Source organism: Brachybacterium netajii (SeqCode) (assembly GCF_054114245.1).
The window spans coordinates 39,741-56,139 of the sequence record NZ_JBSYXB010000009.1 but is presented as its reverse complement, the minus strand read 5'-3'; the positions used below and the strand labels follow the sequence as shown (position 1 = coordinate 56,139).

The window sequence follows — 16,399 nt, the reverse complement described above, 5'->3', positions numbered from 1 at the left end:
GAGCGGCGCGTAGTGGGCGCGGACGGCGTCGGCGTAGGCGGCGGCGTCTCCGTGTCGGTCTCGCGCGGGCAGGTGCTCGGCATCGTCGGCGAGTCCGGCTCCGGCAAGTCGACCCTCGCCCGGGTGATGACGGGCCTGCAGCCGGTGACCGGCGGGCGGGTCCTGTTCCAGGGCGCTCCCCGGGGCCGCTCGCGGGCGGCGCGCCGGACCCTCGGCCGCACCGTCTCCGTCGTCTTCCAGGACCCGGCGACGGCGCTGAACCCGCGCCTGGTCGTCCGCGAGGCCCTCATGGATCCGCTGCGGGTCCACGGCATCGGCACCGAGGAGCAGCGCCTGGCGACGGTCACCGATCTGGTGCACCGGGTGGGCCTGCCGACCTCCGCCCTGGACGTGCTGCCCCGGCAGATCTCCGGCGGCCAGCGCCAGCACGTGGCGATCGCCCGCGCCCTCGCGCTGCAGCCCGACGTGATCGTCGCCGACGAGCCGACGAGCGCGCTCGACGTGTCCGTCCGCGCCCAGGTCCTGAACCTGCTGATGGACCTCGAGGCCGAGCTCGGCCTGGGCCTGGTGTTCATCTCGCACGACATCTCGACCGTCCGCTTCGTCTCCGACGACATCCTCGTCATGAACCGCGGGAGGTCCGTCGAGCACGCGAGCGCCGAGCAGGTCTTCGCCGGCGCCGACGACCCCTACACCCGTTCCCTCCTCGCGGCCGCGCCCACGCTGCTGCGACCCCCGATCCGAAGGACTCCCCCATGTCTGCCCCCCAGAACGCTTCCCGGCCCGCCGCTCCGTCCGCGCCTCGCCCCGTCACCGGCGTCGACGGGATCTTCGCCCTCGGCTCCTCCGGCGAGGTCGCCTTCCACGACGACGCGCTGCGCGACCAGGTGCTCGAGGCCGTCACCGGCGCGGTCGCCGGCCAGGTGCCCGTCCTCGCGGGCGTCATCGACATGGAGACCAACCGCGTCCTGACCCATCTGCGCGCCGCCGAGCGGCACGACGTCGACGGGATCGTCGCGACCGCGCCCTTCTACGCGATCACCGGGCCCGACGAGCTCATGGCCCACTTCCGGGCGATCGCCGCCGCCTCCTCGGTGCCGGTGCGGGCGTACGGCATCCCCGTGTGCGTGCACCTGAAGCTGGGCCTCGGCCAGATCATGGAGCTCGCCGCCGAGGGCGCCCTCGCGGGCGTGAAGGACTCCAGCGGCGACGACGTCGCCTATCTCGCGGGCGCCGACGGCTCCGTGCCGGGCCTGGGCAACGTGGACCCCGCCGGCTACGTGCGCATGCATGCCGCGGCCGTCGCCGAGGACTGGGCGACGGTGCGCCGCGAGCAGGACCGCCTGGCTGCGCTGTTCGAGATCGTCTTCGCGCCGACGGGCAAGGTCGGTCCAGCGGCCGGCGTCGGCGCCTTCAAGACGGCGCTGCGCGAGCTCGGCGTGTTCTCCTCCAACGCCATGTCGGTGCCGATGACCCCGATCAAGGGGGAGGCCGTGGACCGCGTCCGCGGGATCCTCGAGGCCGCCAAGCTGCTGGGCTCCGCCGGTGCCTGAGCTCGTCCTCGCCCTCGACATCGGGGGGACGAAGATCGCGGGCGCCCTCGCGGCGGTCCCTGCGGGCTCGGCGACGGTCCCCGAGATCGTCGCCGAGCGCACCGTCCCGACCCCGCGTCCTCCGGGGCGCGGGCGGTGGTGGCGAGCGCCCTCGCCCTCGCCGAGGAGCTCGCGGATGAGGGTGCGCAGGGCGGCGTCGGCGGTGCTGCGCGCCCCGTCGCCGTCGGCCTCTCCACCGCGGGCGTCGTCGACGCCGCGCGCGGACGCATCACCCATGCGACCGCCTCGCTCCCCGGCTGGGCCGGCACGGAGCTGACAGCGGCGTTCACCGAGCGCCTGGGCCTGCCGGCCCGCGCGCTGAACGACGTGCACGCGCACGGCCTCGGCGAGGCCCGCTTCGGCCTCGGCCGCGAGCACTCCTCGCTGCTGCTGGTCGCCGTCGGCACCGGCATCGGCGGAGCGCACGTCGTCGACGGGATCCCGCTGACGGGCGCGCGCGGGGCCTCCGGGCACATCGGCCACGTGAGCGTTCCCGAGGCCGTGGGCATCCCCTGCCCCTGCGGTCGCGGCGGCCATCTCGAGGGCCTGGCCCGGACCGCCTGCCGCACCGCGGGCCTCGCGACGGGCCGCGTGCTCGGCTCGCTGCTGAATGTGCTGGACGTCGACGTCATCGCCCTGGCCGGCGGCGTCGTCGGCGCCTCTCCGCTGTGGCGGGAGGCCCTCGCGGAGGGCATGGCCCGCGAGACCATGGGCGCGATCGCCGCGACCCGTGTCCTCGACGCCCTCGAGGGCACGCTGATCGTCTCCTGCCAGGCCTATCCCGGCGAGCCGATGCGCGATCCCCGCACCATGGCGCAGGTCGCCGCCGCGGTCCAGGCCGGCGGTGCCTCGGCGGTCCGAGCACAGGGCCTCGGCGACATCCGGCAGGTGCGGGACGCGGTCGACGTGCCCGTCATCGGCATCTGGAAGGACGGCGAGGAGGGCGTGTTCATAACGCCCGCCCTCGAGCATGCGCTCGCGGTGATCGACGCCGGGGCCGACGTCCTCGCCCTCGACGGCACGCTGCGTCCGCGGCCCGACGGGCTCACCCTCGCCGAGACCGTCGCGGGGATCCGTGCGCGCTCCGAGGTGCCGATCATGGCCGACTGCGACAGCCTCGAGTCCGCCCTCGCCGCCGCCGACCTCGGCATCGAGATCATCGGCACGACCCTCGCCGGCTACACGGACGCGCGCGAGCGGACCGTCGGCCCGGACCTGGCGCTCCTCGGCGAGCTCTCGGGGCGCCTGCCCACGAGCTCCGTCCTGGTCGCCGAGGGCCGCGTGCACTCCCCCGCGCAGGCCGCGGCCGCCCGCGCCGCCGGCGCCTTCGCGGTCGTCGTCGGCACCCCGATCACGCATCCGACGATGCATCACCGGCTGGTTCCGCGAGGCCGTCGCCGGGGCGTGAGAGCCGCAGCGGCGTGAGGGCCGCCCTCAGCGCATCATCACGGCCGTCGTCTCACGGCGGCGCGCGCGATCGCCCTGGCCTCGGGGGCGATCATGATCGGCCTCGGCCTCGTGGCGGAGACGGTGATGGAGACGGGGTGAGCCATGACGAGCAGGAGCAGCGGCCCGATCGCACGGGGCGAAAACAGGTGGCGAGACCGAAGGGCCGTCTGGGATGGTGGGCCCATGGACACGTCGATGCCGCCGACCCCGCTGGACCTCGCCGCCGAGCACGGATTGCATCTGGAGCCCTCATCGCTGCGCTTCGAGGAGATGGGACTGGACTTCCGGATCGCCTTCGCCCGCGACGCGGACGGCCGGGACTGGGTGCTGCGGATCCCGCGCCGCCCCGACGCCTCCGAACGGGCGGAGGTCGAGGCGCGTCTGCTGGCTTTCATCGGTCCCCGTCTGGACGTCGCAGTGCCGGACTGGCGCATCCGCAGCGATCGTCTGATCGCCTATCCGCTGCTCCCCGGGGAGCCGGGCCTGACCGTCGGCGCCGATGGCGGAGTCTCCTGGCGGGTGGACATGGCCTCCGCGGAGTACGCGCGCTCGCTCGCGGAGGTACTCGCGCAGCTGCACGCCCTGGATGCCGACATGGCCGCCGCGACGGGGATCCCCCGCCGCGGCGCCGCCGAGGAGCGGGAGCGACGACGCTCGGACCTCGAGCGGGTCGCCTCCGCCTTCGAGATCTCCCCTGCCCTGCGGGAGAGCTGGGAGGCATGGCTCGCCGACGATGGACTGTGGCCGGAGCTCGCGGTGCCGACGCATGGTGAGGTCTACCCCGCCCACACCCTCGTCGAGGGCGGCCGCATCACGGCGGTGATCGACTGGACGACGGCGGCCGTCGGCGATCCGGCTCGGGACCTCCAGTTCCACTGCGCGAGCGCCCCGGAGGAGAGCTTCACCGCGCTCCTCGAGCACTATCGGGAGCTCGGCGGCGAGCCGGGGGACCGAATCGTCGACCGCTGCCGGGCGCTGTTCTCGGCGAGTCCGCTCGAGTACGGGCTCTATGCCCTGGAGACGGGCGACCCCGCGCATCGGGAGGCGGCCGCGGCGGCGCTGAATCCGCCCGCCGAGACGTGAGCACGCCCCTCCCCTCGCGATTCATCCCGCCGTCGTCCAGAGCGCATCATGCCCATATCCAGGGCATTCGCAGGTACGTGACCGTTTTGTGACCTACGGAGCACGGGAGTTCAAGCCTCGGTCAAGGTCTGCCCTTTCGGCTTGAGGTGCCCCCGGGGCACGGTCCTAGCGTGGCCGTCGCACGTCCCGCGGATCCGATCTCCGGGTCCCACGAACGAACGAAGGAGCGCTTCCATGTCGCCTCTGAACCACTCGAGCAGCGTCCGCACCGCGCCCATGACCTCCGCCGTCCGCCGCTCCGCCCTGCTGCTGGCCGGCGGCGCGATGGTCGCCTCCGGGATGATGGCTCTGACCACCACCTCCGCCCAGGCCGCCGACGGCTGGGACGCCGTCGCCGCCTGCGAGTCCGGGGGCGACTGGTCGATCAACACCGGCAACGGCTACTACGGCGGCCTGCAGTTCTCGCAGTCCACCTGGGAGGCCTACGGCGGCACCCAGTACGCCTCGCGCGCCGACCTCGCCACCAAGTCGCAGCAGATCGCCATCGCCGAGAAGGTCCTCGCCGGCCAGGGCGCGGGCGCCTGGCCCAACTGCGGCTCGGCCCTCAGCGGCGGCGCCGACACCTCGGCCTCCGCCGACAGCTCCAGCGGCTCGTCGTCCTCGAGCGACAGCTCCTCGTCGAGCTCGAGCAGCGACTCGTCGTCGTCCGAGTCCTCCTCGTCCTCCTCGAGCTCGTCGTCCTCGAGCTCGTCCTCGAGCAGCTCCTCCCGCTCGGAGTCGCGCTCCGAGCCCCAGGGCGACTGGAGCTGCGACGGCGACGGCATCGCCGACAACTGCGACGAGAACGGCTTCACCATCGAGAAAGAGACCTCGTCCTCCTCCTCGAGCAGCTCCGACGAGTCCTCGTCGAGCTCGTCCTCCAGCTCGTCGTCCACCGGCTCCTCGAGCACCTCCTCGAGCGCGGCCGGCATGGCCGTCGCCGGGACCCTCGATGTCGACGGCATCGCGGGCCCGAAGACCATCTCCGCGCTGCAGGACTGGCTCGACATCGACCAGACCGGCGAGCTCGACGAGGCCACGATCCTCGCGATCCAGGCCTGGGTCGGCGCCGAGCAGGACGGCATCGTCGGCCCGGAGACCATCGCGGGCATCCAGCACGAGGTGGGTGCTCCGCAGAACGGCGCCGACGAGCTCGACGCGCAGAGCACCAAGGTGCTGCAGGCGTTCCTCAACCTCTACTGAGCCGCCTCGCCCTCTTCCCGCCGCGGCTGTCCCCAGCCGCCGCACCGCCGCCGGGCGGTCGGCCGATCCGTCGGCCGGCCGTTCGGCGGTTTTCCGCTCTTTCGGGGCTCCCGCCTGCTACGTTGCGGTCACGGCGCGGCCCGTCCGGCGGTCGCGCCAGCCGACGAGGGCAGGAGCAGCGATGAGGCTGAGCACCGAGGGACCGATCCTGGTCGATGAGCAGGGCAGGCAGCGCGTCCTGCACGGCATCTCCCTGGTGGCCGCGGGCAGACCGGGCGGCCGCGACGCCGCCGCCTTCCGGGGGGACTGGTCCGACGAGGATCTCGCGCGCCTGGCCGCGATCGGTCTGGACGCCGTCCGGCTGGGCGTGGTGTGGGCGGCGGTCGAGCCCGTCCCCGGCCGCTACGACGAGGAGCATCTCGGCGGGATCCGCGAGCAGCTGGACCGCCTGCACACCGCCGGCCTGGCGGTCGTGCTCACCGGGCATCAGGACCTCTACTCCCAGCGCTTCGGCGCGGGCGCCCCCGACTGGGCGACCCTGACCCGCGAGACCTATGCGGCACCCGGCCCGCAGGACGGCCCGGGCCTCTCCTCCGCGGCCGTCCAGGAGTCCTGGGACGCCTTCTGGGCCGACGCCCCGGGCGATGACGGCACCGGTATCCGCACCCGCTTCGCGGCCATGTGGGGCGAGATCGCGGCCCGCTTCGGCGACCATCCGGCCGTCGTCGGCTACGACATCCTCCACGATCCGGCCCCCGGCTCCGTCCGGGAGCAGCTGCTGTCGCTGCTGCAGGGCTCCTTCGCGGACATCACCCGGCAGCACCCGGATGAGGTCGGCGAGGCCTTCGCCGACCCGGACCGTCGGCCCGCGCAGCTCGACCGCCTCCAGGATCCGGCCGTCCACCGCCGTCTCGGCGACGATCTCGCGCCGGCCCTGGCACCCTTCGAGCGGGGCCCCGTCCACGATCTCTACGCCGATGCGGTGCCGCGGATCCGGGAGCACGATCCCGCGGGCCTGATCCTGCGCGAGCATTCGCGGATGTCGAGCATCGGCGTCCCGGCCGAGATCATCCCGCTGCCCGACGACTCCTGGGCCTACTCCCCGCACGGCCAGGACCTCGTCCTCGGCCCCTGGGAGACGGATCAGCACGACGCCGTCGAGGATCGGCGCTCGGTGACCGCCTTCGAGCGCGCCGCCGAGACCGGCGAGCGGCTCGGCGTGCCCGTCGTCGTCGGCGCCTGGGGCGCCTTCGGCGAGCGCGAGGGCGTGGCCGCCCGGGCCGACGAGCAGCTGGACCTCTTCGACCGCTCCGCCTGGAGCTGGTTCTACTGGCGCTGGGAGGAGGGCTTCGCGACCTCGGAGGCGGCCGAGCGGCTGCGTCGTCCGCGACCGGTGGCGATCGCCGGCCGGGACCTGCGCAGCGGCGTCTCGGCAGGCGGCAGCTGGAAGGCCGCCTGGACCGGCCGTGCGGGCGAGGCCCCCAGCGAGCTGTGGATCCCCGAGGAGCTCGACATCGAGCTGCGGGTCGACGGCGAGCGCGCGGAGCTCGTGCGCGACGGCGCCCGGGTGACGATCCCGGCCGCCGACGGCGATCACCGGCTGCGGGTGTCCTGAGCGGCGGCGTCCCGCATGCCGAGCACGAGCGCGTCGAGCCAGCGGCCCGCGCCGTCGCGGGCCTCCGTCGTGTCCGGGTAGCGGCAGCGCAGGTGCACGCCGGCGCCGTCGAGCACGAACCACAGCATGACGCCGTCGGTCGGGATCGCGGCGCTGACGAACCGGGCCCGCAGTCCGATGTCGTCGATCTGCACGGGGAGTCGTCGCAGGTCCAGCCAGGACAGCGCGAACATCCCGGGCGTCTCGGGCATGCCGCCCCAGGGCTCGAGGACGTCCGCGAGGGGCCAGGATCCCAGGGCGATGGCCTCCTTCACGGCCGCGGCGGCCGCGCGCGGCGACGGGTCGTCCGCTTCGAGCACCGAGTTGGTGATGAACCAGCCGACGCTGTCGTGCCACATCGGGTCGTAGCGGCTGTGCACGGGGAAGACGACGCGCAGCGGCGCGTCGGCCAGGTCGCGGACGACGCGCGTCATCAGGGAGATCGTCAGGGCGAGGGGCGAGACGCCCTCCGCGCGGGCGCGGGCGGTGTAGGCCTCGGTGCCGGCGACGTCCAGGACGTCCCGCACCTCGACCCGCTCGGGTCGCATCCCGTCCCCGCCGAGGGGGAACGGGAAGCGCGGCATCGCGTCGCCGCCCGCCGCCAGGATCTCCCGCCAGCGGCGGCGCACCTCCTCGGGCGCGGGCTCCCGCTCTGCGAGGGCGCGGGTGTGCTGGGCGAAGGCGGGCGGGGCGGGCGGCAGCTCCGCCGCGGTCCCGTCGAGCTCGGCGAGCAGGTCGCGGGCGATCACCAACAGGGACCACATGTCCAGGTGCGCGTGGTCGGAGCCGATCACCGCCGTCGGCTCCGTAGCAGAGCCGATCAGGCACAGCCGGTGGGACGGGCGCGAGAAGGGTCGGCAGGAGGCGTCGAGGAGCCGCTGCAGCGCGTCCTCCATGGCCTCGCCGGCGCCGACCTCGTGCTCGGTCCAGCGTCCGTCGGCGATCTCGGCCTCCTCGAGCCGCACGCCGTCGGTCCCCGGGGAGAGCACGGTGCGGAGCGTCCCGTGGCGGGCGATCACCGCTGACCAGGCGCGGGCGAGCCGCTCGGGGTCGAGGGGCGCGGGCAGGCGCAGGCTGAGCGCCATCCAGCTGCCGGCGCGGTCGCCGATCTCGGCGTGGCGCCGCTGATCGAAGGAGAGAGGCAGCTCGCGGCCGGTGGGGACCGCCGCGGTCTCGTAGCTGAGCAGGGGGCCGAAGGGCAGGCGCAGATGGGAGACGTGCGTCAGGCGCATGGCGGTACCCTAGCGCGCATGACCAGCTTCGCCGTGCCCGGCGCGGTGCTCGACACCGAGCTCAGCGACGAGGGCGGGCGCCCGGTGGTCCAGCTCCACGGCCTGACCTCGAGCCGCGCGTCGGATCGCGTCCTCGACCTCGATCTGGGGCGCGGCCTCTCCGGGACCCGCCTGCTGCGCTACGACGCCCGCGGCCATGGACGCTCGACGGGTCGTCCGGTGCCCGCGGACTTCACCTGGGAGGCCCTCGCCTCGGATCTGCTCCGGCTGCTCGAGGATCGATTCCCCGGCGAGCAGGTGCACGGCGTCGGGCCGTCGATGGGCTGCGCGACGCTGCTGCATGCCGCGGTGCGGGAGCCCGAGCGCTTCAGCGGGCTCACGCTCCTGCTCCCGCCGACGGCATGGGAGGGCCGCCGCGCGCAGGCCGACGCCTACCTGCGTCGCGCCGACCTGGTGGAGCGCCACGGGCTGGAGCGTCTCCTGGCGGAGGACCGGCGGGCGCCGCGCCCGCCGGCGACCGTCGGCACCCCGGACATCGATCCGGACATCTCGCCGACGCTCCTGCCCTCGGCCTATCGAGGGGCGGCGCGGAGCGACCTCCCGGCGCCGGAGCGGATCGCCGCTCTCCGCCTGCCGGTGACGATCCTGGCCTGGACCGGGGACTCCGGGCACCCGGTCTCGACCGCCCGTGCGCTCGCCACGCTGCTCCCCGACGCCCGTGCGGAGATCGCCGAGCGTCCGGAGCAGGTCGCCGCCTGGCCGAAGCGGCTGCGCGACGACGTCGCGGGTCGCCCCGCGGTCAGCGGGGGCTGATCTCGAGGACGGCCTCGCCGGGGCCCGCGTCGAGCCGCGGGCCCTCGATCTCGGCGCCGGCGGCGTTGGTCACGACGACGGGGGTCACGAGCGAGGGCACGCGCGCGCGGATCGCCTCGAGGTCGACCTCGAGGAGCACCTGACCGGCCTCGACCCGGTCGCCGACCTCGACGCGGGCGGCGAAGCCCTCACCGGCGAGCGCGACGGTGCCGAGGCCGACATGCACGAGCACCTCGACGTCGTCGTCGGAGCGCACGGCGACGGTGTGGCGGGAGGCCTCGGGGATCAGCACGACGGTCCCGCCGATGGGCGCGAGGATCGTCCCGTCGGCCGGTTCCACGGCGAAGCCGGGGCCGACCTGGCCGCGCGAGAAGACCTCGTCGGGGACGTCCGCGAGCGGGAGCAGGGTCCCGGCGACGGGCGAGAGGACCGGAAGGGCGGGCTTCTTCTTGGCGAGTCCGAACATGACATCTCCTTCCCGGGCGTCCACCCGGGTCCGTGGGGCTGCATCGGCAGTGCGATCGGGTCCACTGTGGGAGATGCGGGCCCTCCGGGTCGCGCGATTGCCGCGCGTGGCCCTCAGGACGTTCCTCTCTCCGGCACGCCCCGAACCCCCCGCACGAGGGTCACGACGAGCCCGGCCCCGACGAGCAGCCAGGCGAGGATCGCGATCCCGAGGAACGCGGTGCCGACGCTCTCGATGACGGGCAGGTGCTCGACGGAGCCGAGCCGCATCGAGGCCACGGAGAACATCCCCAGCGGGAACACCATGGACCACAGCGCGGGCGTGTACCGCAGCGGCACCCGGCGGATCGCGTGCCGCCAGAATCCGGCGCCGACGAGCATCGGGATCAGCCAGGCGGCGAAGCACCAGAAGATCACGACGGTCCCGCCGATGAGGGCCCGCGCCGCGTCGACCATCGGCGTCGAGTCCATCGCGTACACGCCCGCGCCGGCGACGACGGCGATCGCGAGCGCCCCCATCGCCACCCAGTACGGCGGTTCGAACTCCTCGGGCGTGATGCCGAAGTGCACGATCCGGAGGATCACGAGGAGGGCGATGCCGACGTACAGCAGGGTCCCCACCGACCAGGAGAGGACGGCGAGGATCCCGACGAGCGAGGACCAGCCCGGGATCAGCGGCTGCGCCGCGGCGAGGCCGACGGCGAGGGATTGCGAGGCCACGGACCAGATGAACCAGGTGCCGTTGGCGCGTGCGAGGATCGGCCGGCCGTCGCGCATCATCAGCACCTGCCAGGGCAGCACGTACCCGAGGACGAACCACACGGCGGCGCCGACGACGAGCAGCGCGAGCGCCGTCCGATGCCAGGTCGTCCCCAGCAGGCCGACGGCTAGCACGTCGGTGCCCGCGACGAGCGTGAAGGAGGAGAAGGCGACCGCGGGGCTGCGCAGGTCCGCCCGCACCCGTTCCGGATGCCGCACGAGCCGCAGCGCGGAGAGCACCAGCAGGACCGCGTAGGCGACCAGCGCGATCACCAGCAGGATCCGCCAGAGCACCGGGATCCCGGCCTCCCGCACGCCGATGCCGACGATCCCGGTCGCCATCACGAGCGCGAAGGATCCGGGCGGGAGGTCGGCGATCGCATCGTCGATGCGGCGGGCGAGGGTGGGAGCGGGCACCCGCCCATTGTGGACCGGCGCGGGAGGCCGGCGCGGGAGGCCGGCGCAGGTCGGGTGCGAGCGCTGGGCGGTGGCGTCCGACGGACCCCCTCCCTACACTCGACCGGGTGAGCGCGATCACGCCGCCCGGGCCGGCCCGGGTCCGCCGCGATCCCGAGGGCCCTGCCGGGTCCTGGGACGGGATGCTGCGCCTCGCGCGCGAGCGGCCCGTCGGCCTCGAGGTCGCGGATCTCGCGGCGGCCGCCGGCTACAGCCCCTTCCACTTCGCACGGCTGTTCCGCGCACGGCGGGGCATCAGCCCCGGCCAGCACCTCACCGCCCTGCGGATCGATGCCGCCGAGCGCCTGCTGCTCGAGGAGGACATGCCGGTCATCGACGTGGCGACGGCCGTCGGCTTCGACTCGCTGTCGAGCTTCTCGCGGCGCTTCCGCAGCACCGTCGGCATCCCGCCCGGTGCGCTGCGGCGCCTGGCCGACAAGATCGCCGACCGTCCGCCGCGCCCCTTCCGCCTGCTGCCCTCCGACGAGGCCCGGGTGAGAGTGCGCCTCGAGCTCCCGCCGTCCGTCGGCCGCCGGGGCGATGCCTCGGTGTGGATCGGCTGGTACCCGCAGCCCGCGGCGTTCGGCCTCCCGGCCGCGGGCGTCCTGGTCCGCGGCGTCGAGGAGGTCGCCCTGCCCCTCTGCCCGGGGGCGCCGTTCCTGCTGGGATTCGCGGTCCCCGCGCACGCCGACGCCCGGGATCTGCTGGCGCCCGACGACCCCGTCGTCGCCGTCCATCCGGTGCCGCTCGCCGCACCGCCGGCGGGTGGAGCGGCTGACGAGCCCGCGGAGGTGGTCCTGCGCTTCGGGGCCCTGCCGCCGGAGCAGGCGGTGCCCGTGCTGTCCGCGCTGCCCTCCCTGTCCCGCTGACCCTCCGCCTTCGCCGACCCGATGAGCAGGCCGGATGCTGCTGCGCAGGATCGGACAATCCCCCATCGCCGCCTCCTCCTAGCGTGGAGTGCGACGCGGCCCGCCGGGCCCGTGACCGCAGGAGGAGCCATGACCTCAGGAGGAATCATGCCCCGCAGCACAGGAACCCCGACCTGGATCGACGCATCCGTCCAGGATCTCGACGCCGCGCAGGCCTTCTACTCGGGCCTGTTCGGCTGGACCTTCGAGGATGCCGGCGAGGAGTTCGGCCACTACCGGATCATCCGCAACGGCGATGCGCTCGTCGGCGGCATGATGGCCGCGGCCGGGATCCCGGATCAGTCCGGCGAGCCGGTCCCCTCCGCCTGGGGCGTCTATCTCACGGCCGACGACGTCGCCGCTCGGGTCGCGCGCGCCTCGGCCGCGGGCGCGACCGTGCTGTTCGAGCCGATGGACGTGGGCCCGCTGGGGCGGATGGCCGTCCTGCTGGATGCGACGGGCGCGCTCATCGGCCTGTGGGAGGCGGGCGAGATGGACGGCTACGAGTTCACCGGCGCCCCCGGCTCACCGGTGTGGTTCGAGCTCATGACCCACCGCTTCGACGACGCCTCCGCGTTCTACACGGAGGTCGTCGACGCCCGCCTCGCGCCGATGGGCGAGACGGAGCCCATGGAGGATGGCCCCCGCTACGCCACCAACGGCACGGGCGACGAGGCCAGCTGGGGCCTGTGCGACGCCACCGGGATCATGCCCGAGGAGGCCACCGGCTGGCGGATGTACATCGGGGTGGCCTCGAGCGAGGCCGCTCTCGCGCGGGTCCGCGAGCTAGGCGGTACCGTCCTCGACGGGCCGATCGACTCCCCCTTCGGCCGCATCGCGACGGTCGCCGATCCGGAGGGCGCGACCTTCCAGCTGTGCGCGATGAGCGAGGCCGTCCCGGACTGATCGGCGGCGCCCCTCGCCCTCGCTCTCACCCGCCCTCTCCCCCGGAGGAGGAGACCTCGAGGAGCCCGTGGGCTCCGCGCTCGGCGTCCCGCATCAGATGCGAGACGAAGGGATAGGTCCCCTCCTCCGGGAGCACGAGCTCGACGAACCCGCCCTGGGCGGGCTGCAGCGCGAGGGCCTGCGATCCGCTGTCCTCCGAACGCTCGAGGAGGTAGGCGCCCTCGCTCCAGACCGTGTCGAACTGTCCGCCGATGACATGGAAGCTGCTCGCGCGCTCGATCCCGGCGTCGAGCACCCAGAAGCGGACGCGCTCCCCGGCGACCGCGGTCAGCGGCTCCTCGTCGTACTGGTTCGCCCGCCCGTTGAACACCACGAGATCGGGCTCCCCGGCGGCGACGGCGTCGGCATCGACCTCGCCCGCCCCGTCGGTCTCGTCCGTCTCGTCAGACAGGTAGTGCTCCCCCTGGACGAGCACGTAGCTGCGGTCGACCTCCGGGAGGTCCTCGGGCTCGATGACGACGGCGCCGTACATGCCGGCGGCGATATGGGTGCTCATCGGCATCGTCGCGCAGTGATACATCCAGATCCCGGCCCGGTCGGCGGTGAAGGTGTAGACGAGGCTCTCGCCGGGGGCGATCGTCCGCATCGGCTCGTCGGGCGCGAGCGATCCGGCATGGAAGTCGATCGAGTGCCCCATGGTCCCGGAGTTGATCAGGGTGACGACGAAGGTGTCGCCGACCCGTCCGTGGAGGACGGGCCCGGGGACGCTCCCAGCGAAGGTCCAGACGGTCTGCGTCCGACCGGGCGCCACCTCCATGGTCTGCTCGATGATCTCGAGGGTGACCTCGCGGGTCGTCGGCCCGTCGGCCTCCGGCAGCGGCTCGAGCACCGCGTCGTAGGCGGCGGACTCCAGGGAGGCGCCAGAATCCATGTCGGCGTCGGAGTCCATGTCGGAATGCCCTGCATGATCGGTCGCTTCGGCCTGTCCCGCCTCCGCGTCGCCGACGACGATCTGCAGCACCATCCCGTGCTGCCGATGCCCGGCGACCGAGCACCAGCCCTCGGTGCCCGCCGTGATCACCCCGGCGTCGAGCTCGGCCGTGGCGCCGGGGGCGAGCCGTCCGGTGCTCTGCCCGGTCGCGAGCACCAGGTCATGGGTCTGCGCCGCATCCGTGTTGGCGACCTCGATGATCAGGTGCGTCCCGGGCTCGACCGTGATCGTCGACGGCGTGAAGCGCATATCGGCCGCCTCGACGGTCACCCGCTGCACCGGCGCATCGCTCACGGCGACGGTCCCGTCGGCCGTTCCGCCGACGCCCGGGATCCCGACGCCCGGGATCCCGACGAGCGCGGACGCCACCACGCACACCAGCAGCGCGGCCCCGGCGATCGCGCCGGCCCGTCGGCCGCCGAGGCGCGACGCCTCGTCGGACCGGCGGGTCGCCGTCCGCTCCCTCTCCCGCTCCCGCTCCCGCGGACGCGGCGGACCGAGGATCGCGCTGGTCAGCGCCGTGAGGACGAAGACCAGCAGGGCGATCACCCCGAGCACGCCGCCGATCTCCCAGGCGGGCGACCAGCCGAGGGCGTCGCCCAGCCAGAGCCGGATCAGGAGGCTCAGCTGCAGCAGTCCGAGCGGGACCCAGAACGCCGGACGGTACGGGAGGGCGATGCGCAGCACCGCCGGGAGGATCGTGGTGGCGTGGGCCATGATCATCGACATCGTGTAGCCGAGGAACACGGCGTGGACGACGGCGTCGTAGGCGCTCCCCTGCGGTGCGCCGACGAGCAGGAGCGCGGAGGCCACGAGCAGCCAGCCGTATCCAGCGAGGATCGCGGCCGCCATGTAGCGGGTCGCCCCGGCGGTGCGGATCGTGCGTCGGGCGACGTCGTGCCGCACGAGCCAGAGGACCATGGCCAGCAGCGCGACCCCGAGCGCCACGGCCCCGAGATCCGGCGCGACCAGGCCGATCAGGAGGGCGAGGACGACGCCCGCGCCGTGCAGGAGGATGCGTCGGCCGGCCGACGCCCCCAGCGTGATGCGTGCGAGCTCGACCCGCTCGGCGGCGATCGTCAGCACCACGAATCCGATCAGCCAGGGCAGGACCTGGTCGAACGGCGCCCCGACGAGCCAGCGCACGGCTCCGGCGCAGGCGAGTCCCGCCCCGGCGAGCTGGGTGAGCAGCGCGTCGTCGTGCTGGCGCCGCCACAGCGGCACGTACAGGACGGTGAACGCGGCCGTCCCGGCAACCAGCATCGCCTTGCCCACGACGAGCGGGACCGGCTCGAGGAGCAGGGCGATCGCTCCGGCGCCGAGCAGTCCGGGCGCGAGGAAGCCGTACCAGCGCGCGAGCGCGGTCGCCCGCTCGAGGGCGACGAGCGTCCCGACGAACCCGATGACCAGCAGCATCCCGTGGACGATGGGCAGCCGGTCCGTCGTCACCGGGGCGGGGAGCCCGAGCAGGAGCAGCGCCGCATCGAGCCCGGCGAGCAGCGCCAGTCCCGCCGGCAGCATCCATGCCAGACGCGGCGACGGTCCGCGCCGCGGGGGCGGTGTCGTGCCGGTCGTGCTGCTGCGGGCGCCGTTCATGCCGTGGCCCGCAGATGCAGGGCGCAGCGGCCGGGACCGGCGAAGGGCTGCAGGTCGACGCGCTCGCCCGGATCGGAGCCGAGGTGCTCGAGGACGCCGTCGACCATGCCGCGGTGCACGGCGCAGACGACCTCAGTGCTGCGGGTCGCGGCCTCGAGCAGCGGGCAGCGGCGCAGCGCGATCTCCTCCCCGGTGTCCTCCGGGTCGAATCCCTGGTCCGCCATCACGGCGATGACCGCGCGCCGCTCGTCGGGCGGAGCCGACGCCCCTTCGGGCTCGGGCTCGGGCTCGAGGCCGGCGGCGAGCTGCCGCCCCCACCGGCGTCCGGCATCGCGCGCGATCTCGGCGGGCTCCGGGCAGGCCTCGGCGAGGGCCTCGGCGAGCGTGCCGGCGAGCTCCGCATAGGCCGACGACGACTCCGCGCGCACGGGCCGCCACAGCCAGGCGGGACGACCGCGCCCCTCGGCCGGCGCCGGCCCGCGCGCGACGTACCCGTCCTCGAGGAGCTGGCCGAGATGACCGCGGACGGTGTTCTCGTGCAGCCCGGAGGAGCGCACGAGCGCAGCGAGCGACACCGGCGCGCGCTGCGCCTCCACCAGGCGCAGGATCAGCTCCCGCGAGGAGCTGTGGCGCCGCCCGGTGGACGCCGACCGCCGCGGACCGACCTCGCCGGGCTCCCGGATGACCACGTTATTTTCCACGGGATGAAGTGTAATATATTCAGCATTGCGTCGCCCCTGGCGGCGCCCGCCCGATCCCCGACCTTCACCCCTTGAACCAGGAGAAGCCATGGCAGACATCGAGATCCAGACCTCGCGCGACGAGGTCGTCAACCAGAAGCCCTCGCAGGGCTGCGCCTGCGGCGAGCACGACGAGACCCTCCCCGAGCTCGACGTGCAGACCATCCCGCACGCCATCCGCCACGCGGCGATCTTCGGCGCGATCGAGTCCCTGGCCCTCGAGGCGGGACTGATCATCTCGGCGACCCACGACCCGGTCCCGCTGCTCCTGCAGCTGCAGGCGAAGCACGGCGACGCCTTCTCGACCGAGTACCGCGAGCGCGGCCCCGAGCGCTGGCGGATCCTGGTGCGTCGCGCGCGCTGACCACCCCTTCGCGCCGCCCCCAGCCGGCGATGATCACGAAGAGGTCACTATTTGTGACATCTCTTGTCAGATTCGAACATAGGTTCTATTCTGAGGGAATCATCGCAGGTCGAGGGGCGGCCTGCGCGAGGGGGAACGGGAGGGGCGGC

The 16,399-nt window shown here is 74.0% G+C and carries 13 protein-coding genes and 3 pseudogenes; 11 read left to right on the top strand and 5 right to left on the bottom strand.

Features of this window, described 5'->3' with window-relative positions; genetic code table 11:
* Positions 1–42: 42 nt before the first annotated feature.
* The 7 genes and pseudogenes from ACXET9_RS14205 to ACXET9_RS14175 all read left to right on the top strand — a co-directional run.
* Positions 43–729 (top strand): annotated as a pseudogene (locus ACXET9_RS14205) (ATP-binding cassette domain-containing protein); the annotation flags it as partial.
* A gap of 26 nt (positions 730–755) precedes the next feature.
* Entirely contained in the window at positions 756–1,553 is a 798-nt protein-coding gene (locus ACXET9_RS14200; RefSeq protein ID WP_457887336.1) for a dihydrodipicolinate synthase family protein, read from the top strand.
* A 135-nt stretch (positions 1,554–1,688) separates the two neighbouring features.
* A pseudogene (locus ACXET9_RS14195) lies at positions 1,689–2,132 on the top strand (ROK family protein); the annotation flags it as partial.
* 168 nt (positions 2,133–2,300) lie between these two features.
* Positions 2,301–3,000 (top strand): annotated as a pseudogene (locus tag ACXET9_RS14190) (N-acetylmannosamine-6-phosphate 2-epimerase).
* Positions 3,001–3,224: 224 nt separating this feature from the next.
* Positions 3,225–4,124 (top strand): macrolide 2'-phosphotransferase, encoded by a 900-nt coding sequence (locus ACXET9_RS14185; protein WP_457887335.1) that lies wholly within the window; start codon positions 3,225–3,227, stop codon positions 4,122–4,124.
* A 234-nt stretch (positions 4,125–4,358) separates the two neighbouring features.
* Positions 4,359–5,366: a transglycosylase family protein gene (locus tag ACXET9_RS14180; protein ID WP_457887334.1), complete on the top strand. Its 1,008-nt coding sequence runs from the start codon at positions 4,359–4,361 to the stop codon at positions 5,364–5,366.
* 181 nt (positions 5,367–5,547) lie between these two features.
* Positions 5,548–6,981 carry a hypothetical protein gene (locus ACXET9_RS14175; RefSeq protein ID WP_457887333.1) on the top strand — a complete coding sequence of 478 codons (1,434 nt, stop codon included), beginning with the start codon at positions 5,548–5,550 and terminating at the stop codon, positions 6,979–6,981.
* Here ACXET9_RS14175 and ACXET9_RS14170 read toward each other — a convergent pair.
* On the bottom strand, positions 6,960–8,252 hold the full coding sequence (locus tag ACXET9_RS14170) for a condensation domain-containing protein (RefSeq protein WP_457887332.1): 1,293 nt from the start codon (positions 8,250–8,252) through the stop codon (positions 6,960–6,962). The genes ACXET9_RS14175 and ACXET9_RS14170 overlap by 22 nt on opposite strands.
* 18 nt (positions 8,253–8,270) lie before the next feature.
* Here ACXET9_RS14170 and ACXET9_RS14165 point away from each other — a divergent pair, with 18 nt between their 5' ends.
* Positions 8,271–9,065, top strand: coding sequence for an alpha/beta fold hydrolase (locus ACXET9_RS14165; RefSeq protein ID WP_457887331.1), 795 nt, complete (start codon positions 8,271–8,273; stop codon positions 9,063–9,065).
* Here ACXET9_RS14165 and ACXET9_RS14160 read toward each other — a convergent pair.
* Positions 9,052–9,531: a PTS sugar transporter subunit IIA gene (locus ACXET9_RS14160; protein WP_457887330.1), complete on the bottom strand. Its 480-nt coding sequence runs from the start codon at positions 9,529–9,531 to the stop codon at positions 9,052–9,054. The two genes, ACXET9_RS14165 and ACXET9_RS14160, sit on opposite strands and share 14 nt — an antisense overlap.
* Positions 9,532–9,644: 113 nt before the next feature.
* Complete coding sequence (locus tag ACXET9_RS14155; protein WP_457887329.1) at positions 9,645–10,706, bottom strand: tellurite resistance/C4-dicarboxylate transporter family protein; 1,062 nt, start codon at positions 10,704–10,706, stop codon at positions 9,645–9,647.
* Between the two features lie 107 nt (positions 10,707–10,813).
* Here ACXET9_RS14155 and ACXET9_RS14150 point away from each other — a divergent pair, with 107 nt between their 5' ends.
* Together ACXET9_RS14150 and ACXET9_RS14145 are read left to right on the top strand one after the other, a co-directional pair.
* Entirely contained in the window at positions 10,814–11,614 is an 801-nt protein-coding gene (locus tag ACXET9_RS14150) for a helix-turn-helix transcriptional regulator (protein ID WP_457887328.1), read from the top strand.
* A 147-nt stretch (positions 11,615–11,761) separates the two neighbouring features.
* The gene (locus ACXET9_RS14145; protein WP_457887327.1) at positions 11,762–12,559 is read left to right on the top strand and encodes a VOC family protein; all 798 of its coding nucleotides are present in this window, start codon (positions 11,762–11,764) and stop codon (positions 12,557–12,559) included.
* Positions 12,560–12,584: 25 nt separating this feature from the next.
* On the opposite strand, the gene ACXET9_RS14140 is transcribed toward ACXET9_RS14145, so the two are convergent.
* Both ACXET9_RS14140 and ACXET9_RS14135 read right to left on the bottom strand, forming a co-directional pair.
* Positions 12,585–15,071 carry a multicopper oxidase domain-containing protein gene (locus ACXET9_RS14140; RefSeq protein WP_457887326.1) on the bottom strand — a complete coding sequence of 829 codons (2,487 nt, stop codon included), beginning with the start codon at positions 15,069–15,071 and terminating at the stop codon, positions 12,585–12,587.
* A gap of 71 nt (positions 15,072–15,142) precedes the next feature.
* Positions 15,143–15,847 (bottom strand): helix-turn-helix transcriptional regulator, encoded by a 705-nt coding sequence (locus ACXET9_RS14135; RefSeq protein ID WP_457887325.1) that lies wholly within the window; start codon positions 15,845–15,847, stop codon positions 15,143–15,145.
* 88 nt (positions 15,848–15,935) lie between these two features.
* Here ACXET9_RS14135 and ACXET9_RS14130 point away from each other — a divergent pair, with 88 nt between their 5' ends.
* The gene (locus tag ACXET9_RS14130; RefSeq protein WP_457887324.1) at positions 15,936–16,250 is read left to right on the top strand and encodes a DUF2249 domain-containing protein; all 315 of its coding nucleotides are present in this window, start codon (positions 15,936–15,938) and stop codon (positions 16,248–16,250) included.
* The last annotated feature ends 149 nt before the right edge of the window (positions 16,251–16,399 follow it).